This window comes from Kitasatospora sp. NPDC023118, assembly GCF_055560875.1.
The window spans coordinates 1-17,162 of the sequence record NZ_JBVHHW010000005.1 but is presented as its reverse complement, the minus strand read 5'-3'; the positions used below and the strand labels follow the sequence as shown (position 1 = coordinate 17,162).

At 72.0% G+C, this 17,162-nt stretch carries 18 protein-coding genes and 1 riboswitch; of the genes, 6 read left to right on the top strand and 12 right to left on the bottom strand.

Annotated elements, in window-relative coordinates; translation table 11 throughout:
• Nucleotides 1-5: 5 nt before the first annotated feature.
• The gene (locus ACZ3UD_RS08125) at nucleotides 6-167 is read right to left on the bottom strand and encodes a hypothetical protein (RefSeq protein WP_380613236.1); all 162 of its coding nucleotides are present in this window, start codon (nucleotides 165-167) and stop codon (nucleotides 6-8) included.
• A gap of 290 nt (nucleotides 168-457) precedes the next feature.
• On the opposite strand from ACZ3UD_RS08125, the gene ACZ3UD_RS08120 reads away from it, so the two are divergent.
• Nucleotides 458-2,527, top strand: coding sequence for a HelD family protein (locus ACZ3UD_RS08120; RefSeq protein ID WP_465583717.1), 2,070 nt, complete (start codon nucleotides 458-460; stop codon nucleotides 2,525-2,527).
• A gap of 46 nt (nucleotides 2,528-2,573) precedes the next feature.
• Here the strand turns inward: ACZ3UD_RS08120 and ACZ3UD_RS08115 are convergent, their stop codons facing one another.
• From ACZ3UD_RS08115 to ACZ3UD_RS08105, 3 genes are read right to left on the bottom strand one after another with little or no spacing between them, the layout of a single operon-like run.
• On the bottom strand, nucleotides 2,574-3,260 hold the full coding sequence (locus ACZ3UD_RS08115; protein ID WP_465583714.1) for a copper homeostasis protein CutC: 687 nt from the start codon (nucleotides 3,258-3,260) through the stop codon (nucleotides 2,574-2,576).
• Nucleotides 3,261-3,313: 53 nt separating this feature from the next.
• Nucleotides 3,314-4,219, bottom strand: coding sequence for a hypothetical protein (locus ACZ3UD_RS08110; RefSeq protein ID WP_465583711.1), 906 nt, complete (start codon nucleotides 4,217-4,219; stop codon nucleotides 3,314-3,316).
• A gap of 17 nt (nucleotides 4,220-4,236) precedes the next feature.
• A complete protein-coding gene (locus ACZ3UD_RS08105) occupies nucleotides 4,237-4,590 on the bottom strand; it encodes a PadR family transcriptional regulator (protein ID WP_465583708.1) in 354 nt (117 codons plus the stop codon).
• Nucleotides 4,591-4,654: 64 nt separating this feature from the next.
• On the opposite strand from ACZ3UD_RS08105, the gene ACZ3UD_RS08100 reads away from it, so the two are divergent.
• Complete coding sequence (locus ACZ3UD_RS08100) at nucleotides 4,655-5,293, top strand: HD domain-containing protein (RefSeq protein WP_465583705.1); 639 nt, start codon at nucleotides 4,655-4,657, stop codon at nucleotides 5,291-5,293.
• Here ACZ3UD_RS08100 and ACZ3UD_RS08095 read toward each other — a convergent pair.
• The 5 genes from ACZ3UD_RS08095 to thrC form a co-directional block, all read right to left on the bottom strand.
• The gene (locus ACZ3UD_RS08095) at nucleotides 5,290-5,646 is read right to left on the bottom strand and encodes a hypothetical protein (protein WP_380613230.1); all 357 of its coding nucleotides are present in this window, start codon (nucleotides 5,644-5,646) and stop codon (nucleotides 5,290-5,292) included. The two genes, ACZ3UD_RS08100 and ACZ3UD_RS08095, sit on opposite strands and share 4 nt — an antisense overlap.
• A 112-nt stretch (nucleotides 5,647-5,758) precedes the next feature.
• Nucleotides 5,759-7,381, bottom strand: a complete 1,623-nt coding sequence (gene groL, locus ACZ3UD_RS08090) for a chaperonin GroEL (RefSeq protein WP_045692318.1) — start codon at nucleotides 7,379-7,381, stop codon at nucleotides 5,759-5,761.
• A 336-nt stretch (nucleotides 7,382-7,717) separates the two neighbouring features.
• Nucleotides 7,718-7,921 (bottom strand): cold-shock protein, encoded by a 204-nt coding sequence (locus ACZ3UD_RS08085; RefSeq protein WP_030289665.1) that lies wholly within the window; start codon nucleotides 7,919-7,921, stop codon nucleotides 7,718-7,720.
• A gap of 551 nt (nucleotides 7,922-8,472) precedes the next feature.
• Nucleotides 8,473-8,751, bottom strand: a complete 279-nt coding sequence (locus ACZ3UD_RS08080) for a MoaD/ThiS family protein (RefSeq protein WP_465583701.1) — start codon at nucleotides 8,749-8,751, stop codon at nucleotides 8,473-8,475.
• 27 nt (nucleotides 8,752-8,778) lie between these two features.
• Complete coding sequence (gene thrC, locus ACZ3UD_RS08075) at nucleotides 8,779-10,086, bottom strand: threonine synthase (protein ID WP_465583698.1); 1,308 nt, start codon at nucleotides 10,084-10,086, stop codon at nucleotides 8,779-8,781.
• Between the two features lie 17 nt (nucleotides 10,087-10,103).
• A riboswitch (SAM riboswitch) is annotated at nucleotides 10,104-10,236 on the bottom strand.
• A 144-nt stretch (nucleotides 10,237-10,380) separates the two neighbouring features.
• Here thrC and ACZ3UD_RS08070 point away from each other — a divergent pair.
• Both ACZ3UD_RS08070 and ACZ3UD_RS08065 read left to right on the top strand, forming a co-directional pair.
• Nucleotides 10,381-11,385 (top strand): glucosyl-3-phosphoglycerate synthase, encoded by a 1,005-nt coding sequence (locus ACZ3UD_RS08070; protein WP_465583695.1) that lies wholly within the window; start codon nucleotides 10,381-10,383, stop codon nucleotides 11,383-11,385.
• 38 nt (nucleotides 11,386-11,423) lie between these two features.
• Nucleotides 11,424-12,890, top strand: a complete 1,467-nt coding sequence (locus ACZ3UD_RS08065; RefSeq protein WP_465583692.1) for an alpha,alpha-trehalose-phosphate synthase (UDP-forming) — start codon at nucleotides 11,424-11,426, stop codon at nucleotides 12,888-12,890.
• Here ACZ3UD_RS08065 and otsB read toward each other — a convergent pair.
• Nucleotides 12,877-13,701, bottom strand: a complete 825-nt coding sequence (gene otsB / locus ACZ3UD_RS08060; protein WP_465583689.1) for a trehalose-phosphatase — start codon at nucleotides 13,699-13,701, stop codon at nucleotides 12,877-12,879. The two genes, ACZ3UD_RS08065 and otsB, sit on opposite strands and share 14 nt — an antisense overlap.
• A gap of 82 nt (nucleotides 13,702-13,783) precedes the next feature.
• Nucleotides 13,784-14,011, bottom strand: a complete 228-nt coding sequence (locus ACZ3UD_RS08055) for a DUF3263 domain-containing protein (RefSeq protein WP_387617682.1) — start codon at nucleotides 14,009-14,011, stop codon at nucleotides 13,784-13,786.
• 101 nt (nucleotides 14,012-14,112) lie between these two features.
• Between ACZ3UD_RS08055 and ACZ3UD_RS08050 the strand changes: the two genes are divergently transcribed.
• Entirely contained in the window at nucleotides 14,113-14,460 is a 348-nt protein-coding gene (locus ACZ3UD_RS08050) for a cupin domain-containing protein (RefSeq protein ID WP_465583685.1), read from the top strand.
• A 19-nt stretch (nucleotides 14,461-14,479) separates the two neighbouring features.
• On the opposite strand, the gene ACZ3UD_RS08045 is transcribed toward ACZ3UD_RS08050, so the two are convergent.
• Nucleotides 14,480-15,718, bottom strand: coding sequence for an extracellular solute-binding protein (locus tag ACZ3UD_RS08045; protein ID WP_465583682.1), 1,239 nt, complete (start codon nucleotides 15,716-15,718; stop codon nucleotides 14,480-14,482).
• Nucleotides 15,719-16,078: 360 nt separating this feature from the next.
• Between ACZ3UD_RS08045 and ACZ3UD_RS08040 the strand changes: the two genes are divergently transcribed.
• On the top strand, nucleotides 16,079-17,026 hold the full coding sequence (locus ACZ3UD_RS08040; RefSeq protein WP_465583679.1) for an ROK family protein: 948 nt from the start codon (nucleotides 16,079-16,081) through the stop codon (nucleotides 17,024-17,026).
• Nucleotides 17,027-17,162 lie beyond the last annotated feature (136 nt).

Here is a 17,162-nt window from a genome sequence, read left to right as displayed (position 1 = left end):
AACGTTCAGTAGCGGACACCGTCGCGCCCGAGGAAGATCACGCGCGCGGCGGTGTCCAGGGCGATACCGACGTTGCGGACGACGGCGCTCAGCGGGTTGCGGTGGCGGCCCTGGACGGCGGTCGCGCCGGCCGGACCCGAACGGGAGGTGCTGTTCTGGGTGCTCATGTCTTCAACGGTAGGCACCCGACCGGCCCCCGGCATCACTCCAAAGGCCGTATCCACCAGGACGGCGGTCGTCCTCCAGGTGTAGGGCACCCCCTGAGACCTGCAGGGCTGGAACCCTGAGACGGACGGGTCTAAGATCGTCCGCCTGCCCCCTCCCGAACCGTGGTACCTGGCGGTGTCCCGCAGGCAGCCGGGGGAGGTGCCGACCGCACGGCAACCGGTCGGCTGTACTCACCGTGAGCTCCATCGATCCGCTGCGCCCGCGACCGGGGCAGCCGGGAAGGTTCGCTGTGCCCGCCACCCCCACCACCGACCCCCTCCAGCGCGAACGCGACCACCTGGCCGCGTCCCGGTCCGCGCTGCGAGCGATGCGCGAGGACGTCCAGTCGCTCGACCTGCGCGACGTGACCGGCACCTGGGTGTCCGCCGTCATCCTCCAGAACCAGATCGAGGCCAGGATCGCCGCCCTGGCCGACCTCTCCGACACCCCGCTGTTCTTCGGCCGCCTCGACTACCTCCACGCGATCAGCGAGGAGCTCAGCGAGGGCGGCGGAGGGGAGAGCTTCTACATCGGCCGCCGCCACGTCCACGACGCCGACGGCGACCCGATGGTGATCGACTGGCGCGCGCCGGTCTCCCAGCCGTTCTACCGGGCCAGCCGCGCCGAGCCGATGGACGTCGAGCGCCGCCGCCGCTTCGGCTACACCGGCGGCGAACTCACCGCCTACGAGGACGAGCACCTCACCGACCCCGCCGCAGAGACATTTTCCGGCTCCGCCGGGGGCTCGACCACCTCCGCCCTGCTCGCCGCCGAGATCGAGAAGCCCCGCGTCGGCCCGATGCGCGACATCGTCGCCACCATCCAGCCCGAACAGGACGAGATCGTCCGCTCCGACGTCACGGGCACCATCTGCGTCCAGGGGGCGCCCGGCACCGGGAAGACCGCCGTCGGCCTGCACCGTGTCGCCTACCTGCTGTACGCGCACCGCGAGCGCCTGGCCCGGACCGGCACCCTGGTGATCGGCCCGAACACCGCCTTCCTCTCCTACATCGAGCAGGTGCTCCCGGCCCTCGGCGAGCTGGACGTCGCCCAGGCCACCGTGCAGCAGCTGGTCGCGCACGTCGAGGTGAAGGGCGAGGACGACCCGGAGGCGGCCCGGCTGAAGGGCGACGCCCGGATGGCCGAGGTGCTGCGCCGGGCGGTGCGGGCGGGCATCACGCTGCCCACCGAGCCCTGCGTGGTGGTCCGCGGCTCCCGCCGCTGGCGCGTCCCGGTGTACGAACTGGTCGAGATCATCGAGGAGTTGAAGGGCCGCGAGGTCCGCTACGGCGCCGCCAGGGACGCCCTGCCGCAGCGCATCGCGCACGCCGTGCTGCTGAAGATGGAGCAGGGCGGCGAGGCCCCGGACGACCGGGTGCAGGACGCGGTGGCCCGCAACAGCGCGGTCAAGGCCGTGGTCAAGGAGTGCTGGCCGGCCGTCGACCCGGCCAAGCTGGTGCTGAGGCTGCTCTCCGAGCCGGAGTTCCTGGCCGAGTGCGCCGAGGGCGTGCTCACCCCCGAGGAGCAGCGGGCGCTGCTGTGGCCCAAGCCCGGCCGCTCGGTGAAGACCGCTCGCTGGACGCCGGCCGACGCCGTCCTGGTGGACGAGGCGACGGACCTGGTGCAGCGCACGCCCTCGCTCGGGCACGTGGTGCTGGACGAGGCCCAGGACCTCTCCCCGATGCAGTACCGCGCGGTCGGCCGCCGCTGCACCACCGGCTCGGCGACCGTCCTCGGCGACCTCGCCCAGGGCACCACCCCGTGGGCGACGGCGAGTTGGCCGGACGCCCTGCACCACCTGGGCAAGCCGGAGGCGCACGTCGAGGAGCTGACCAAGGGCTTCCGGGTGCCGGAGGAGGTCATCGCGTACGCCTCCCGGCTGCTCCCGGCGATCGCCCCGGGCCTGGCCCCGGCGACCTCGGTCCGCGACACCCCCGGCTCGCTGGTGATCCGCCGGATCACCGAGTGGGAACAGGCCGTCCTGGACGCCTGCCGGGAGGCGCTGGAGCACGAGGGCTCGACCGGCCTGATCGCCGCCGACGCCCGGATCCCGCAGCTCGCCGAGCTGCTCGCCGCAGCCGGGCTGCCGTACCTCTCCCCCGGCACCGAGACCAGCACCGAGGCCCGGCTGACCCTCGTGCCGGCCTCGCTGGCCAAGGGTCTGGAGTACGACTACGTGGTGCTGGACGAGCCGGCCGCGGTGATCGCCGGCGAGCCGGACGAGCGGACCGGCCTGCGCCGGCTGTACGTGGCGCTCACCCGTGCGGTCTCCGGCCTGACGGTGCTGCACAGCGAGCCGCTGCCCGAGCAGCTCCGGTAGCGCGGAACGGGGCCGGCCCGGCGAACCGGACCGGCCCCACGTGCGCTCAGGCGTCGATCAGCGCCCGCCACTCGGCGACCTTGGCCGCGTCGACGGGCGTCCGCCAGCCGTCGGCCCGCACCGCGCCGCCGACGTGGAAGGCGTCGAAGTCCTCCGCCCGCAGCTCTTTGAGGTGCTCGGCCCGCAGACCGCCGCCGATCAGGATCCGCTGGGTGTACCCGGGCCCGCCCGCGCGGGCCAGCTCGGCGACCAGCACCTCCCGCCCGGCGTCCACCCCGGCGGCCGCGCCGGAGGTGAGGAAGGTGTCCAGCCCGGGCAGCGCGCCGACGGCGGCGCGCAGGGCGGCCCGGTCGGCGCTGTGGTCGATCGCCCGGTGGAAGGTCCAGCGGCAGCCGGCGATCGCCTCGGCGACGGCCGTGGTGGCGGCCAGGTCGACGGCGCCGTCGGGGTCCAGGAAGCCGAGGACGAACTCCTCGGCCCCCTCGGCCCGCAGGGCGGCGGCCCGGGCGCACAGCTCGTCCAGGTCGCCGGGGGCGAAGCCGTCCCGGATCCGCAGCATGACGCGCAGCGGGATGCCGACGGCGGCCCGGATCCGGGCGAAGTCCTCGACGGACGGGGTGAGTCCGTCGGCGGCCATGTCGGTGACCAGTTCGAGCCGGTCGGCGCCGCCCGACTCGGCAGCCTGGGCGTCCTGGGGCGTCAGCGCGATGACTTCGAGAATTGGTCTAGACATGTGAGACAGCCTGCCACATCCGGCCGCCCCCGGCGACCCCACCACCCGAACGCTCAAGCCAGTTGGCGCCCGCCCGGGCCCTTCCGAGGGCCGACCACGGCCAGCGCGACCGCCACCGCGACCGTCAACCCGGCCATCGGCAGCAGCTTCCAGGCCCCGCCCTCCTGCTGCCAAAGCCCGTGCAGGTTGACACTGAACGCCCACGGCAGGGCGGCGAGCCCAGGAACGGCCACCAGGTACCAGCCGCGCACCGCCGTCAGCGCCATCAGCAGCGGGACGACGATCATCAACGCGCGCCACTGCGGGTCTAGCTGGTACCAGCTGGTGTAGACGTTGTCCGCGAACGCCGCCACCGGGGTCAGCACCGCCGCGGCCAGCAGCAGGCCCCGCTCCCGCCAGGTCGGCACCGGCAGCGCGTCCTTCGGCGCGGCCACCAGCAGCAGGGCCCAGAGCACGAACGGGCCGTCCCACTGGAAGGCGTAGAGGAAGTACCAGAGCGGCTGGAGGACGTGCGGACTGCTCACCGACCACACCAGGTCGGCCACGGCCGCCAGCGCCGACACCCCGGCCAGCAGCTTCGCCGCCGTCCACCGCCCGAGCAGCGCGGCGACGGCGGAGAGCATCGCCGCCCCCAGCAGCGCCCAGTAGGGCAGGAGGTGCAGCGACCCCCAATACCCGTGCGCCACACCGGACTGCAGGTAGCTCAGCAGCGCCTGGCCCGCCGCCAGACCACCGGCAGCCCCGGCCACCAGCGGCGCGGTCAGCGCCGCCAGCCGCCCGCCCGGCGAGGTCGAGGTCAGCCCGGTCCGCATCCGCAGCCCGTACGCGCCCAGGTCGAAGAGCTCCCGGATCTTGGCGAACGTGCCCGCCTCCGCCGTGGTGTCGGCGAAGACGACGGCCAGCTCGTCGCCGCGCTCGCGGCGGTAGCGGCCCGGGTAGAGCGCCAGCGCGGTCCGCACGGCAACAGTCGATTCATTCACGCGAAGGCCCCCCTGACCCTCGGACTGACAACGGCGACGGAGAGTCGGCGCTCCGCCTCGGTGGCCACGGCGCGCAGCCGCTCGGCCTCGGTGGCCAGCGCGCCCCGACCGGTGTCGGTCAGCGCGTAGGTACGCCGGGCACGGCCGTCCACGACCTCCTCGGCGGCGACCTCGATCAGGCCCTGGCCCAGCAGCCGGTCGAGCGCGCCGTAGAGCGTGCCGGTACGCATCTTGACCCGGCCGTCCGAGATCGCGGCGATTTCCTGGATGAGCGCGTAGCCGTGCCTCGGGGCGTCGGCCAGCGCGGTGAGCAGAAGCAGCGTCGGCTCCTGCATGGAGCGTTCTGTCATGTGTCTACATATATCGCTGCCCGGCATATCCCGTCCACCGGAACCAGCCGCCAGAATGGGCCGCATGCCCACCGCGACCGAAGACCTGCTCCCCGCCTGGACCGCCCTGCTGCACCGCCGCGGTGCCACCGACGACCCCGAACCGTACGGACGGGAGCTGCTGCGCCGCTGGTCAGAGCCGCAGCGCCGCTACCACACCCCCGAGCACCTGCGCGCGGTCCTACGGCACGTCGACGAGCTCGCCGGGCACGCCGCCGACCCGGACGCCGTCCGGCTCGCCGCCTGGTTCCACGACGCCGTCTACCGGCCCGACCGCACCGAGAACGAGGAGCGCAGCGCCGCCCTGGCCGTCCGCGCGCTGACCGCCGCCGGCCTGCCCGCCGGGCAGGTCGCCGAGGTCGAGCGGCTCGTCCTGCTCACCGTCACCCACGACCCCGCCCCGGGCGACCGCGACGGCGAGGTGCTCTGCGACGCGGACCTCGCCGTCCTCGGCGGCTCCCCCGGGGCGTACGCGGCGTACGCGGCCGCCGTCCGGGAGGAGTACGCCTTCGTCCCGGAGCCGGACTTCCGCGCGGGCCGGGCCGCCGTGCTGCGCCAACTCCTCGCGCTCCCGGCGCTCTACCGCACCCCCACCGCCCGCGAGCGCTTCACCGCGACCGCCCGCACCAACCTGACGGCCGAGCTCAAGGGGCTCGAAAACTAGACCAGCTTGCCCACCGGCGCCACCACCGCGCCCCGCTTGCCGCACACCCAGTGCGGCTCCGGCCCCAACTCCGGCTCCACGCCGAGCGCGTGCGGGTCCCCGTCGGCCGCGCAGTCGGTGCACAGCGGCCACCGCCCGTACGCCTCCAGCAGCGCGTCCTGGACGTCCTGGGCAACCAGCCCGAGCACGTACTCGGTGCCGTCCGGCCACTGCTCCAACCACCAGCGGCGGTGCGTGACGGCCTGCTCCACCAGCGAGACGACGGCGGCGTCCGCCACGTCGCGCGCGGTGAGGTCGGCCAGGATCAGTGCCCGCGCGTTGTGCAGGGCGGTCTCGATGTCGTCGGAAGCCATCCGTCCATCCTCCCCCGAAACTCCCACTGCCCGAAACGCCGCGTGGGCGGCCCCCCGAAGGGAGCCGCCCACGCGGACGGGGAATCAACCGATCCGATCGAAGCGATCAGGATCAGAAGTCCATGTCACCGCCCGGCATGCCGCCGCCGGCGGCCGCGGCGGCCTTCTCCGGCTTGTCGGCGATGACGGCCTCGGTGGTGAGGAACAGCGCCGCGATGGAGGCGGCGTTCTGCAGCGCGGAGCGGGTGACCTTGGCCGGGTCGATGATGCCCGCGGCGACCAGGTCGACGTACTCGTTGGTGGCGGCGTTCAGGCCGTGACCGGCGGGGAGGTTGCGCACCTTCTCCACCACGACGCCACCCTCCAGGCCGGCGTTGGTCGCGATCTGCTTGATCGGGGCCTCCAGCGCGACCTTGACGATGTTGGCACCGGTGGCCTCGTCGCCGTCCAGCTCCAGCTTGTCGAAGGCGACACCGGCCTGCAGCAGGGCGACGCCACCACCGGCGACGATGCCCTCCTCGACGGCGGCCTTGGCGTTGCGGACGGCGTCCTCGATGCGGTGCTTGCGCTCCTTGAGCTCCACCTCGGTGGCCGCGCCGGCCTTGATGACGGCCACGCCGCCGGCCAGCTTGGCGAGGCGCTCCTGGAGCTTCTCGCGGTCGTAGTCCGAGTCGCTGTTCTCGATCTCGGCGCGGATCTGGTTCACGCGACCGGCGACCTGCTCGCTGTCGCCGCCACCGTCGACGATGGTGGTCTCGTCCTTGGTGATGACCACCTTGCGGGCGGTGCCCAGCAGGTCGATACCGGCGTTCTCCAGCTTGAGGCCGACCTCCTCGGAGATCACGGTGCCGCCGGTGAGGATGGCGATGTCGCCGAGCATGGCCTTGCGGCGGTCGCCGAAGCCCGGGGCCTTGACGGCGACGGACTTGAAGGTGCCGCGGATCTTGTTCACGACCAGGGTCGACAGGGCCTCGCCCTCGACGTCCTCGGCGATGATGACGAGCGGCTTGCCGCTCTGCATGACCTTCTCCAGCAGCGGGAGCAGGTCCTTGACCGAGCCGATCTTGGAGTTGGCGATGAGGATGTACGGGTCCTCGAAGGTCGCCTCCATGCGCTCCAGGTCGGTGGCGAAGTAGGCGGAGATGTAGCCCTTGTCGAAGCGCATGCCCTCGGTGAGCTCGAGCTCCAGGCCGAAGGTGTTGCTCTCCTCGACGGTGATGACGCCTTCCTTGCCGACCTTGTCCATGGCCTCGGCGATGAGCTCGCCGATCTGGGTGTCAGCGGCGGAGATGGAGGCGGTGGAGGCGATCTGCTCCTTGGTCTCCACGTCCTTGGCCTGGGCCAGCAGCTGGTCCGAGACGGCGGCGACGGCCTTCTCGATGCCGCGCTTCAGGGCCATCGGGTTGGCGCCGGCGGCGACGTTGCGCAGACCCTCGCGGACCAGGGCCTGGGCCAGCACGGTGGCGGTGGTGGTGCCGTCACCCGCGACGTCGTCGGTCTTCTTGGCGACCTCCTTGACGAGCTCGGCGCCGATCTTCTCGTACGGGTCCTCGAGCTCGATCTCCTTGGCGATGGAGACACCGTCGTTGGTGATCGTGGGGGCGCCCCACTTCTTCTCCAGCACGACGTTGCGACCCTTGGGGCCGAGCGTGACCTTCACTGCGTCGGCGAGCTGGTTCATGCCACGCTCAAGGCCGCGGCGAGCTTCCTCATCAAAGGCGATGATCTTGGCCATCTGAAGTGGTCCTCCGGGACACGGTCGACTGCTCGGACCAAGGGGTGCCCGCGACGGACGGCCCTGGTGTGCGGGGGTCCATTCCCCTACCGCTCCCGGGGGCCTCACCGACCCGGTCCGCTGTCACTCTCACGCTGTGAGTGCTAACGCCAATGATTAGCACTCCGGGTGGTCGAGTGCAAGCCCAATCGGCAACCCGCGAGCCGCCGTCGAGCCCCGTCCGCGCTCGCGGACGGGGACGCGAACGGGCCCGCACGACGCGTGTCGTGCGGGCCCGTCGAGAAGCAGGAGGTCCACCAGCGGTGGGCCGTGCCGAGCTCCTGGAGTCGGAAGGGGTCAGACCGCCGCGCGAACCATGTCCGCCTGCGGGCCCTTCTGTCCCTGAGAGATCTCGAACTCGACCCGCTGGCCCTCCTCGAGGGTGCGGTAGCCGTCCATCTGGATCGCGCTGTAGTGGACGAAGACGTCCGCACCACCGTCGACCGCGATGAAGCCGTAGCCCTTCTCCGCGTTGAACCACTTGACGGTGCCCTGAGCCATTCCGAACTCCCCTAGTGCTGTGCTGGCCCTTCACGTGCCCGCAGGTCGCGGGCCCGGGTCTGGTTGAAGGCCGGCCCGGGGAACCCCCCCTGAGCGCAGCCGTGCACGCCGCAATCCTCCGCACAGAAAGCCGAACGGCTTCCGATGGGCGGTCGATTACGCCGACCGCCGCTGAATGTATCCGGATCGACGCCCTCTGCAACAGGGCCAGCCGCCAGGAATTCCATGGGCCCGTCGAGAGACAAGGCCGAACAAACCGGGATGAAATCGGCATTTCATGCCGGACATAGCGGACGAATTACCCAAACCCCCGCAGGAATTCTGACATCTGCCTGACATGTTTCACGGCCCGGGACGCGAGCCGGTCTCAGCGTCCGGACGACCTCCGGCCAAGCACTGCGCGAGTCGGAAGGGGAGCCCCGTTCCCAGCAGAGCCACACTCTACTCCGACTTGACCCGGAAATATTCCCGCCGAAATGCCAGCGACCGCCCGCACATACGGAGAGTCGAATTCCGTACGTACGGGCGGCCGGGAAGCGGGATGCGACGGCTCAGCAGCCGCCGGCCACCGCCGGAATGATCGAGACGTTCGCGCCGTCCTTGATCTCGGTCGCCAGGCCCTCGGCGAACCGCACGTCGTCGTCGTTCACGTACACGTTGACGAAGCGGCGCAGCTTTCCGGTGTCGTCCAGGATCCGGGCGGAGATGCCCGCGTGGTTCTGCTCCAGGTCGGCGATGACCTCGGCCAAGCTGGCCCCCTCGGCGGTCACCTCGGCCGCGCCGCCGGTGTAGGCGCGCAGGATGGTGGGGATGCGGACTTTGGCGCTCATGGCTCTCCTAGCGGGGGTGGGGGTGGTTCAGACGGACGCGAGACCGGCGGAGCGGAAGGACTCCAGCGTCGGGCGGATGACGGCGGTCATCCCGGCGTCGGAGACGGCGTCCAGCGTCTTCAGGCCGTCGCCGGTGTTGATCGCGACGGTCTCCTTGGCCGGGTCCAGCTGACCGGTCTCGACCAGCTTCTTCAGCACGCCGACGGTCACCCCGCCCGCGGTCTCCGCGAAGATCCCCTCGGTCCGGGCCAGCAGCCGGATCGCCGCCACGACCTCTTCGTCCGTGACGTCCTCGACCGCCCCGCCGGTCCGGCGGGCGATGTCCAGCACGTACGGGCCGTCCGCCGGGTTGCCGATCGCCAGCGACTTGGCGATGGTGTCCGGCTTGACCGGCTTGATCACGTCCCGGCCCGCCTTGAACGCGGCCGACACCGGCGAGCAGCCCTCGGCCTGGGCGCCGAAGATCCGGTACGGCCGGTCCTCCACCAGGCCGAGCTTGATCAGCTCCTGCAGCCCCTTGTCGATCTTCGTCAGCTGCGAGCCCGAGGCGATCGGGATGACGACCTGCTCCGGCAGCCGCCAGCCGAGCTGCTCGCAGATCTCGTACGCCAGCGTCTTGGAGCCCTCGCCGTAGTACGGACGCAGGTTGACGTTCACGAAACCCCAGCCCTCGCCGGCCGGGTCCCCGATCAGCTCCGAGCAGAAGCGGTTCACGTCGTCGTAGTTGCCGTCGATGCCCACCAGCTCGCCGCCGTACACCCCGGCCATCACGACCTTGCCCTGCTCCAGGTCGTGCGGGATGAAGACGCAGGACCTGAACCCGGCCCGAGCCGCCGCCGCGCCCACCGCGCCGGCCAGGTTGCCGGTCGAGGAGCAGGACAGCGTGGTGTACCCGAACGCCCGGGCCGCCTCGATGGCGCAGGCCACCACCCGGTCCTTGAAGGAGTGCGTCGGGTTCCCGGAGTCGTCCTTCACGTGCAGCGGAGCGGTGAACCCGAGCTCCCGGCCCAGGTTGTCCGCCTTCACCAGCGGGGTCCACCCCGGGTTCAGGTTCGGCTTGGCCGCCACGTCGGCCGGGACCGGCAGCAGCGGCGCGTAGCGCCAGATGGACGCCGGACCGGCCTCGATCCGCTTGCGCAGCTCCTCGGCGCGCTCGCTCCCGAACTCGTACGCGATCTCCAGCGGCCCGAAGCACTCCAGGCAGGCGAAGCTGGGGCCGAGCGGGAAGCGGGTGCCGCACTCCCGACAGGACAGGGCGGCGGCGGGGCCGAGGTCAACGGGTGGGGGTCCCCCCGGCCGAAGGCTGGGGGAGGGTGCGGCAGTGTCGACAGCCATGATGGCGGAGGCCTCTCTCCTCATCTTCCCCGTGACGCGGTCGCGCCACAGGCCGGAATTGGCACCTGTCCCGCCGGGGCCTGTGGACAGCCGAGCGAGAAGGTTGCCGGGACGTCAACGGGCCGTTCCCTCAGTCCCTCTGGATGAGCTTGTGAAGTTGTGGTTCAGCGGCGACCCCGGCGTGCGAGGGTCCGACCGCTGTACGAAGACTGTATCCGAAGGCGTCAGCCCTGAAAGGGACCGTCCGCCACGCGAGACGGCCTGTTCCACCCGACCCCGCCGAGGAGATTCACCGTGCCCGCCGAACCGACCCCCGCACTCCTCCCGCAGGCGGAGTCCTGGCTGCGCCGCCGCTCGTGGAGCGCGGCCGACCGGCCGGTTCACACCCTGCTGGAGGCCAAGCGGCGCACCCGGCAGACCGTCAGCGTCGTCCTCCCCGCACTCGACGAGGAGGCCACCGTCGGCGACATCGTCCGCACCGTCCGGCGCGAACTGATGGACCGGCTTCCTCTGGTCGACGAACTGGTCGTACTCGACTCCGGCTCCACCGACGCCACCGCCACCGTCGCCGCCGAGGCCGGCGCCCGGGTGGAACAACGGGACGCCATCCTGCCCCGGCTGCCCGCCGTCCCCGGCAAGGGCGAAGTGCTCTGGCGCTCGCTGCTGGTCACCCACGGCGACATCGTCTGCTTCGTCGACGCCGACCTGCGCGAGTTCGACCCCGCCTTCGTCTCCGGCATCCTCGGCCCCCTGCTCACCGAACCCGACATCCACCTGGTCAAGGCCATGTACGACCGCCCCCTCGAAACAGAGTCCGGCGCGATCGTCCCCGCCGGCGGTGGCCGGGTCACCGAACTCGTCGCCCGCCCCCTGCTCAACCTCCACTGGCCGGAACTCGCCGGTTTCGTCCAGCCCCTCGGCGGCGAGTACGCGGCTCGCCGCTCACTGCTCGAACGGCTGCCCTTCCCCACCGGCTACGGCGTCGAACTCGGCCTCCTGGTCGACGCGTTGGAGCTGGTCGGCCTGGACGCCCTGGCCCAGGTCGACGTCGGCGTCCGACACCACCGCCACCAGGACGGCCAGGCCCTCGGCCGGATGGCCGCCACCATCTACCGCACCGCCCTGGAACGCCTCGACCGCACCCACCGCCTCAAGGCCTCCGCCGACCTGGTCCACCCCCACCTCACCCAGTTCACCCGCGACCCGGAAACCCGCGCCTTCACCGCCCACAGCCACCCGGTGACCGCCCTGGAACGCCCCCCGATGCACACCGTGCCCGAATACGCGACCCGGCACTGAAACGTTTGCCGACCCAAGCCCCCGGCAAGATGCCAACCATGGGCGATCTCACGACCGAACGTTCGAGCGCGACCGGCACCGCCCCCGTCCTGGTGGCCTCCAACCGGGGACCGGTGTCGTTCAGCACCGCCGACGACGGCACGCTGACCCTGCGCCGCGGCGGCGGAGGCCTCGTCTCCGGCCTCTCCGCGATCGACGACCCGAACGCCGTCTGGGTGTGCGCCGCCCTCAGCGACGCCGACCGCCGAGCCGCGAGAGAAGCCCCCGACGGCCGCCTCGACCAGGCCGGCCACGACGTCGGCGGCCAGGCCGTACGGATGCTGGACATCGACCCGGAGACCTTCGCCCACGCCTACAACGGCGTCGCCAACTCCACCCTCTGGTTCATCCACCACCTGCTCTACGCGACGCCCACCGCGCCCTCCTTCGACGCGGGCTTTCGCACCGAATGGGCCGCCTACCAGGCCTACAACACGGCCTTCGCCGAGGCCCTGGCCGCCGAAGCCGCCCCGAACGCCGCGGTCCTCGTCCAGGACTACCACCTCTCCCTGGCCCCGGCCCTGCTCCGCGCGGCCCGCCCCGACCTGCGGATCGGCCACTTCTCCCACACCCCCTGGGCCCCGCCCGAGTACTACCGGATACTCCCCGACGACGCCGCCCGCGCCGTCCTCACCGGCATCCTCGGTGCCGACCGGGCCGGCTTCCTCACCGAACGCTGGGCCCGCGCCTTCGCCGCCTGTTGCGAGGACCTGCTCGGCGCGACGGTCGACCACGACACGCTCACCGTCACCCACGCAGGCCGCACCACCCGGCTGGGCGTGCACGCCCTGGGCGCCGACGCCGACTTCCTCCGCGAACGCGCCCACCGTCCCGACGTGGACGAGCGCCTCGCCGCCCTCCGCACCACCGTCGGCGACCGCCGCACCATCGTCCGGGTCGACCGCACCGAGCTGAGCAAGAACATCGTCCGCGGCCTCCAGGCCTACCGGCACCTGCTCCGCACCCATCCCGAGTGGCACGACCGGGTGGTGCACATCGCCTTCGCCTACCCCTCCCGCACCGACCTGGCCGAATACCGCGACTACACGGCGTCGGTGCGACACCTCGCCGACGCCATCAACACCGAATTCGCCACCCCCACCTGGCAACCCCTGATCCTGCACGTCAACGACGACTTCCCGCGCTCCCTCGCCGCCTACCGCCTGGCCGACGTCGCCCTCGTCAACCCCATCCGGGACGGCATGAACCTGGTCGCCAAGGAAGTTCCGGTCGTCTCCGACAACGGCTGCGCCCTCGTCCTCTCCCGCGAGGCCGGCGCCCACACCGAACTCAAGGACGACGCCCTCACCGTCAACCCCTACGACGTCATCGCCACCGCCGAGGCCCTCCACACCGGCCTCACCATGAGCCCGGAGGAGCGCGCCGACCGCACCAAGCGCCTCGCCGCCGCAGCCACCGCGCTCCCCCCGCAGCAGTGGTTCCTCGACCAGCTCAACGCCCTCTGACCGCCTCCCCCAAAGCGCCCAGCAGCTCCACCACCCCCTCGGGCCCGTCGACCACCACATCCGCCCGGTCGGCGAGTTCGCGCACCGGCGCGTCCCCCACCGCGCCGGCGCACACCAGCAGCCCCGCCACCCCCTGCCCGCGCAGCTCCTCCACCGCCGCGAAGGCCGCCAGGTCCCCCAGGTCGTCCCCCGCGAAGAGCACCGCCCGCGCCCCCCGCTCCCGCAGGAACCCGGTCAGCGCCGCCCCCTTGTCCACCCCCGGCGGCCGCAGCTCCAACACCAGCCGCCCGGGCTCCACCACCAGCCCGTACTCGGCGGCCAACTCCCCCACCGGCGCCCGCAACAACTCCAACGTCTCCTCCGGCGCCCCCGTCCGCCGGGTGTGCACCGCCACCGAGCGCCCCTTGTCCTCCACCCACGTCCCCTCGGGCGCCCCCACCCGCTCCAACAACTCCGGCAACGCCGCCCGCACCCCCGCAACCCCCGGGTGCACCTCGGGCGCCGTCACCACACCCCCCTCCCACCGCTCGGCCCCGTAGTGCCCCAGCACCACCAGCCCCGGCACCCCGTCGAACCCCCCGTACTCGGCCGCCAACCCAGCCGGCCGCCCCGTCACCACCACCACGGCCCTCACCACGGACCCCAACCCCCGCAACGCCCCCACCACCCCCGGATGCGCCCGCGCCCGCGCCGGATCCGCCACGATCGGCGCCAAGGTCCCGTCGAAGTCCAGGGCGACCACCGCATCCCCCGGCGCCGCCAGAATCGCCCGCAACCCGTCCCGCCCGGCATCAGTGACCGGCACAACCATCTCTTCAAGGCCCATACACCAGCCCATACCCCCACCCCCAACCCCCGTACCCCGGAGTGCCTCCCCCACAACAGACACCCCCTCAACGAGCCCCCCGCCGCGCCTCCCGAACCCGCCGCAACCGATTCACCAGCACCGGCGCGGCCGCCAACGCCTCCTCCCGGTCCAACAGCCCGTTCAGCAGCTGGTAGTACCGCGTGGAGGAGAGCCCCAGCTCCTCCCGGATCGCCCGCTCCTTGGCCCCCGCCGTCCGCCACTGCCGCCCCTCCAGCGCCAGCACCGCCCGGTCCCGCTCACTCAGCTCGCCCACCGAGGACACCTCCGCCCATCGCTACGGAGTGTCATTCTCCCGCCGAACCCCGACACACACTGCGGGACGACCACGCCCCGCCACACGACTACCGTCGACCCATGATCAGCTTCGCCGTGCACATCCCCACCACCGAGCTCGCCCCCGAGCCCCTCGACCCGTCCCAGATCGTCTCCGGCACCCCCGAGGTCACCGGAAAGGTCCTCTCCGAGTCCCCCGACGGCCGCCAGCTGCGCGGCATCTGGCAGATCACCCCGGGCGTGGTCACCGACGTCGAGGCCGACGAGATGTTCGTGGTGCTCAGCGGCCGGGCCACCATCGAGATCGAGGGCGGCCCGACCCTGCGGGTCGGCCCCGGCGACTGCGCCGTCCTGCGCGAGGGCGACCGCACCACCTGGACCGTCCACGAGACCCTCCGCAAGGCCTACGCGATCACGCTCCCCAGCTGAGACCGGGCAGCCCCGGGTCCTACTGCTTGCGGATCCGGGCCGCCTCCTTCACCGCCGCGTCCTGGAGCCCGCCGAGCACCTGCTTCGGGTCCCCCGTGACCGCCTGCCCGATCCCGGCCTTGATCCGGTTGCTGACCTCGCCCCAGGCCGGGTCCCCGAACGGGTAGAAGCTCGCGTTGGTCAGCCCGACCGCGAACTGCTTGAGGTCCTCGTGCTTGGGATCGGACGACATCTGGTTGAACGCGTCCTGCGTCACCGGCAGCAGGTTGTACTGCTCGTCGAACTTCAGCTGGTAGTCGCGGGAGTAGACGAAGGACAGGAACTTCTTGATCTCGTTCTTGTGCCCGTTGGCCTTGAACGCCATCATCCAGTCCGCGACCCCGAGGCTCCCGGTCTTCCCCACCCCGTCCTTCTTCGGAATCGGCGCCGTCCCGAAGTCGATCTTCCCGGCGGACGCCATCCGCAGCAGCGTCGGGTGCCCGTTCAGCATCGCGACCTTGCCCGACGCGAAGTCCTGGAACACCGGCGTGCGGTTCATCTTGCCCGGGTCGGCGTAGGTCAGCCCGGTGCTCACCAGGTTGTTCTTCAGCCAGCTGAACGTGGCCTGGTTCTGGTCGCTGTCGATGGTGTAGTTGCCGACGTCGTCCGAGATGCTCCCGCCGCCGCTCAGCGTCCACAGCATCGACTCGGCCGGCGCCTCCTCCGGCCCCAGCGGAAGCCCGTACGGGGTCACTCCCGGCACCTTGGCCTTGATCTTCTCGGCCGCGGCCCGCAGCTCGTTCCAGGTGGTCGGCGGCTGCGTGACGCCGGCCTGCTTGAAGATCGCCTTGTTGTAGAAGAGCACCCGCGACGACGACACGAACGGGATCCCGTACTGGGTCCCCAGCACCTGTCCGGCGTGCGCGAAGTTGTCCATGAACTTCGCCTGGGTGTCCATCGAGAGCACGTCCGCCGCCGGGTACAGCCGGTCCGCCGCGACCTGGTCGGCGAACCCGCCCGTCTGCAGCAGGTCGGGCGACTTCCCGGCCGCGATCATGTCGTCGACCTTCTTGCCGATGTCGGTCCAGCTGTCGACCTCGACCTGGACCTTGATGCCCGGGTTGGCGGCCTCGAAGGCCTTGGAGACGTCGTCCCAGTAGTGCTTGGAGCTGGTCTCGACGTTCTCCCCGTAGTCCGCGGCGACCAGCTTGAGCGTGACCGGCCCGTCGCCCTGCCCGCCGCACGCGCTGACCGCGGTGAGCACCAGTGCTCCGGCCATCGCACTACCGAGCACACGGGTGGGAACGTGGGCGCGCCTGTTCAACGCGGGTACCGCCTTCAGAGGATGAACTGCGGCCGGATGAGGGAATCCGGCAGGGGGAGGCGCCACACTGCCAAACTCGCTGTCCACTGGTCCACACCACTCGGCCCCACCCGCCGAGTAGTTACCGAAGTGCCCGGCTTCATTGCACGATGCGCAACAGCCGACCAACACCCAGCCGGCACCGACAGCCGGCACCCGACAGCCGGGACCCGGCGGACGCCCCCCGCACCCGAGACAAAGCTCACCCAGTATGGACCAGACCAATCCGGCAACTGGACTAGACCTCTTCGCCCCGACCAAGGGAAACTGTCCTCCGTGAAGCACGTCATCGCACTCGATGTAGGCGGCACCGGCATGAAGGCCGCGCTGCTCGCCCAGGACGGCTCCGTGCTGTTCGAAGCACGCCGACCGACCGGGCGGGAACACGGCCCCGACGCCGTCGTCGCCGCCATCCTCGACTTCGCCGCCGATCTGGCGGACGAGGGCCGCAGTCGCTTCGGCGTCGCCCCGCTCGCGGCCGGCGTGGCCGTCCCCGGCACGATCGACGAGAAGAACGGGATCGCGGTCTTCTCCGCGAACCTCGGCTGGCGCGACCTCCCGCTGCGCACACTGCTCGGCGAGCGCCTGGCCGCCCCCGGCGGCCCCGCGATGCCGGTGGCCCTCGGCCACGACGTGCGCTCGGGCGGCCTGGCCGAGGGCCGGCTCGGTGCCGGCCGGGGCGTGGACCGCTTCCTGTTCATCGCCCTGGGCACCGGCATCGCCGGCGCCATCGGCATCGGCGGCCGGATCGAGGCCGGCGCCCACGGCTACGGCGGCGAGATCGGCCACGTCGTGGTCCGCCCGGGCGGACCGCAGTGCGGCTGCGGCGCCCGCGGCTGCCTGGAGACGCTGGCCTCCGCCTCCGCCGTCTCCCGCGCCTGGGCCGAGGCCAGCGGCGACCCCGACGCCGACGCGGCATCCTGCGCCGCCGCGGTGGACGCCGGGGACGACCGCGCGCTCGCCGTCTGGCAGCGGGCCGTCGACGCCCTGGCCGACGGCATCGTGCTCGCCCAGAGCCTGCTCGACCCGTCGACGGTGATCGTCGGCGGCGGGCTGGCCGAGGCCGGCGACACGCTCTTCACTCCGCTGCGCGCGGCGGTCACCGAGCGACTGACCTTCCAGATGCCCCCGCAGGTCGTACCCGCCATGCTCAAAGACACCGCCGCGTCCCTGGGTGCGGGCCTGCTCGCCTGGGATCTGCTCTCGATGGAGGTGACCGCGTGACCACCGCGGACCGTGACCGTACTTCCCTGGCCGGCGCCCGACTGGTCCTGCCCGGCGGCGTCGTCGAGGGCGACCGGATCGCCGTCCAGGGCGAGCGCATCGCCGGCTTCGGTGGTGCGACCGAGCCCGGCGACCT

What these genes read in the sequence shown, in the direction of transcription:
- ACZ3UD_RS08125 (WP_380613236.1), bottom strand. Translation starts at nt 167, where the DNA reads ATGAGCACCCAGAACAGCACCTCCCGTTCGGGTCCGGCCGGCGCGACC.
- ACZ3UD_RS08115 (WP_465583714.1), bottom strand. Translation starts at nt 3,260, where the DNA reads ATGTCTAGACCAATTCTCGAAGTCATCGCGCTGACGCCCCAGGACGCC.
- ACZ3UD_RS08105 (WP_465583708.1), bottom strand. Translation starts at nt 4,590, where the DNA reads ATGACAGAACGCTCCATGCAGGAGCCGACGCTGCTTCTGCTCACCGCG.
- ACZ3UD_RS08100 (WP_465583705.1), top strand. Translation starts at nt 4,655, where the DNA reads ATGCCCACCGCGACCGAAGACCTGCTCCCCGCCTGGACCGCCCTGCTG.
- ACZ3UD_RS08095 (WP_380613230.1), bottom strand. Translation starts at nt 5,646, where the DNA reads ATGGCTTCCGACGACATCGAGACCGCCCTGCACAACGCGCGGGCACTG.
- groL (WP_045692318.1), bottom strand. Translation starts at nt 7,381, where the DNA reads ATGGCCAAGATCATCGCCTTTGATGAGGAAGCTCGCCGCGGCCTTGAG.
- ACZ3UD_RS08085 (WP_030289665.1), bottom strand. Translation starts at nt 7,921, where the DNA reads ATGGCTCAGGGCACCGTCAAGTGGTTCAACGCGGAGAAGGGCTACGGC.
- ACZ3UD_RS08080 (WP_465583701.1), bottom strand. Translation starts at nt 8,751, where the DNA reads ATGAGCGCCAAAGTCCGCATCCCCACCATCCTGCGCGCCTACACCGGC.
- thrC (WP_465583698.1), bottom strand. Translation starts at nt 10,086, where the DNA reads ATGGCTGTCGACACTGCCGCACCCTCCCCCAGCCTTCGGCCGGGGGGA.
- ACZ3UD_RS08065 (WP_465583692.1), top strand. Translation starts at nt 11,424, where the DNA reads ATGGGCGATCTCACGACCGAACGTTCGAGCGCGACCGGCACCGCCCCC.
- otsB (WP_465583689.1), bottom strand. Translation starts at nt 13,701, where the DNA reads ATGGTTGTGCCGGTCACTGATGCCGGGCGGGACGGGTTGCGGGCGATT.
- ACZ3UD_RS08050 (WP_465583685.1), top strand. Translation starts at nt 14,113, where the DNA reads ATGATCAGCTTCGCCGTGCACATCCCCACCACCGAGCTCGCCCCCGAG.
- ACZ3UD_RS08045 (WP_465583682.1), bottom strand. Translation starts at nt 15,718, where the DNA reads ATGGCCGGAGCACTGGTGCTCACCGCGGTCAGCGCGTGCGGCGGGCAG.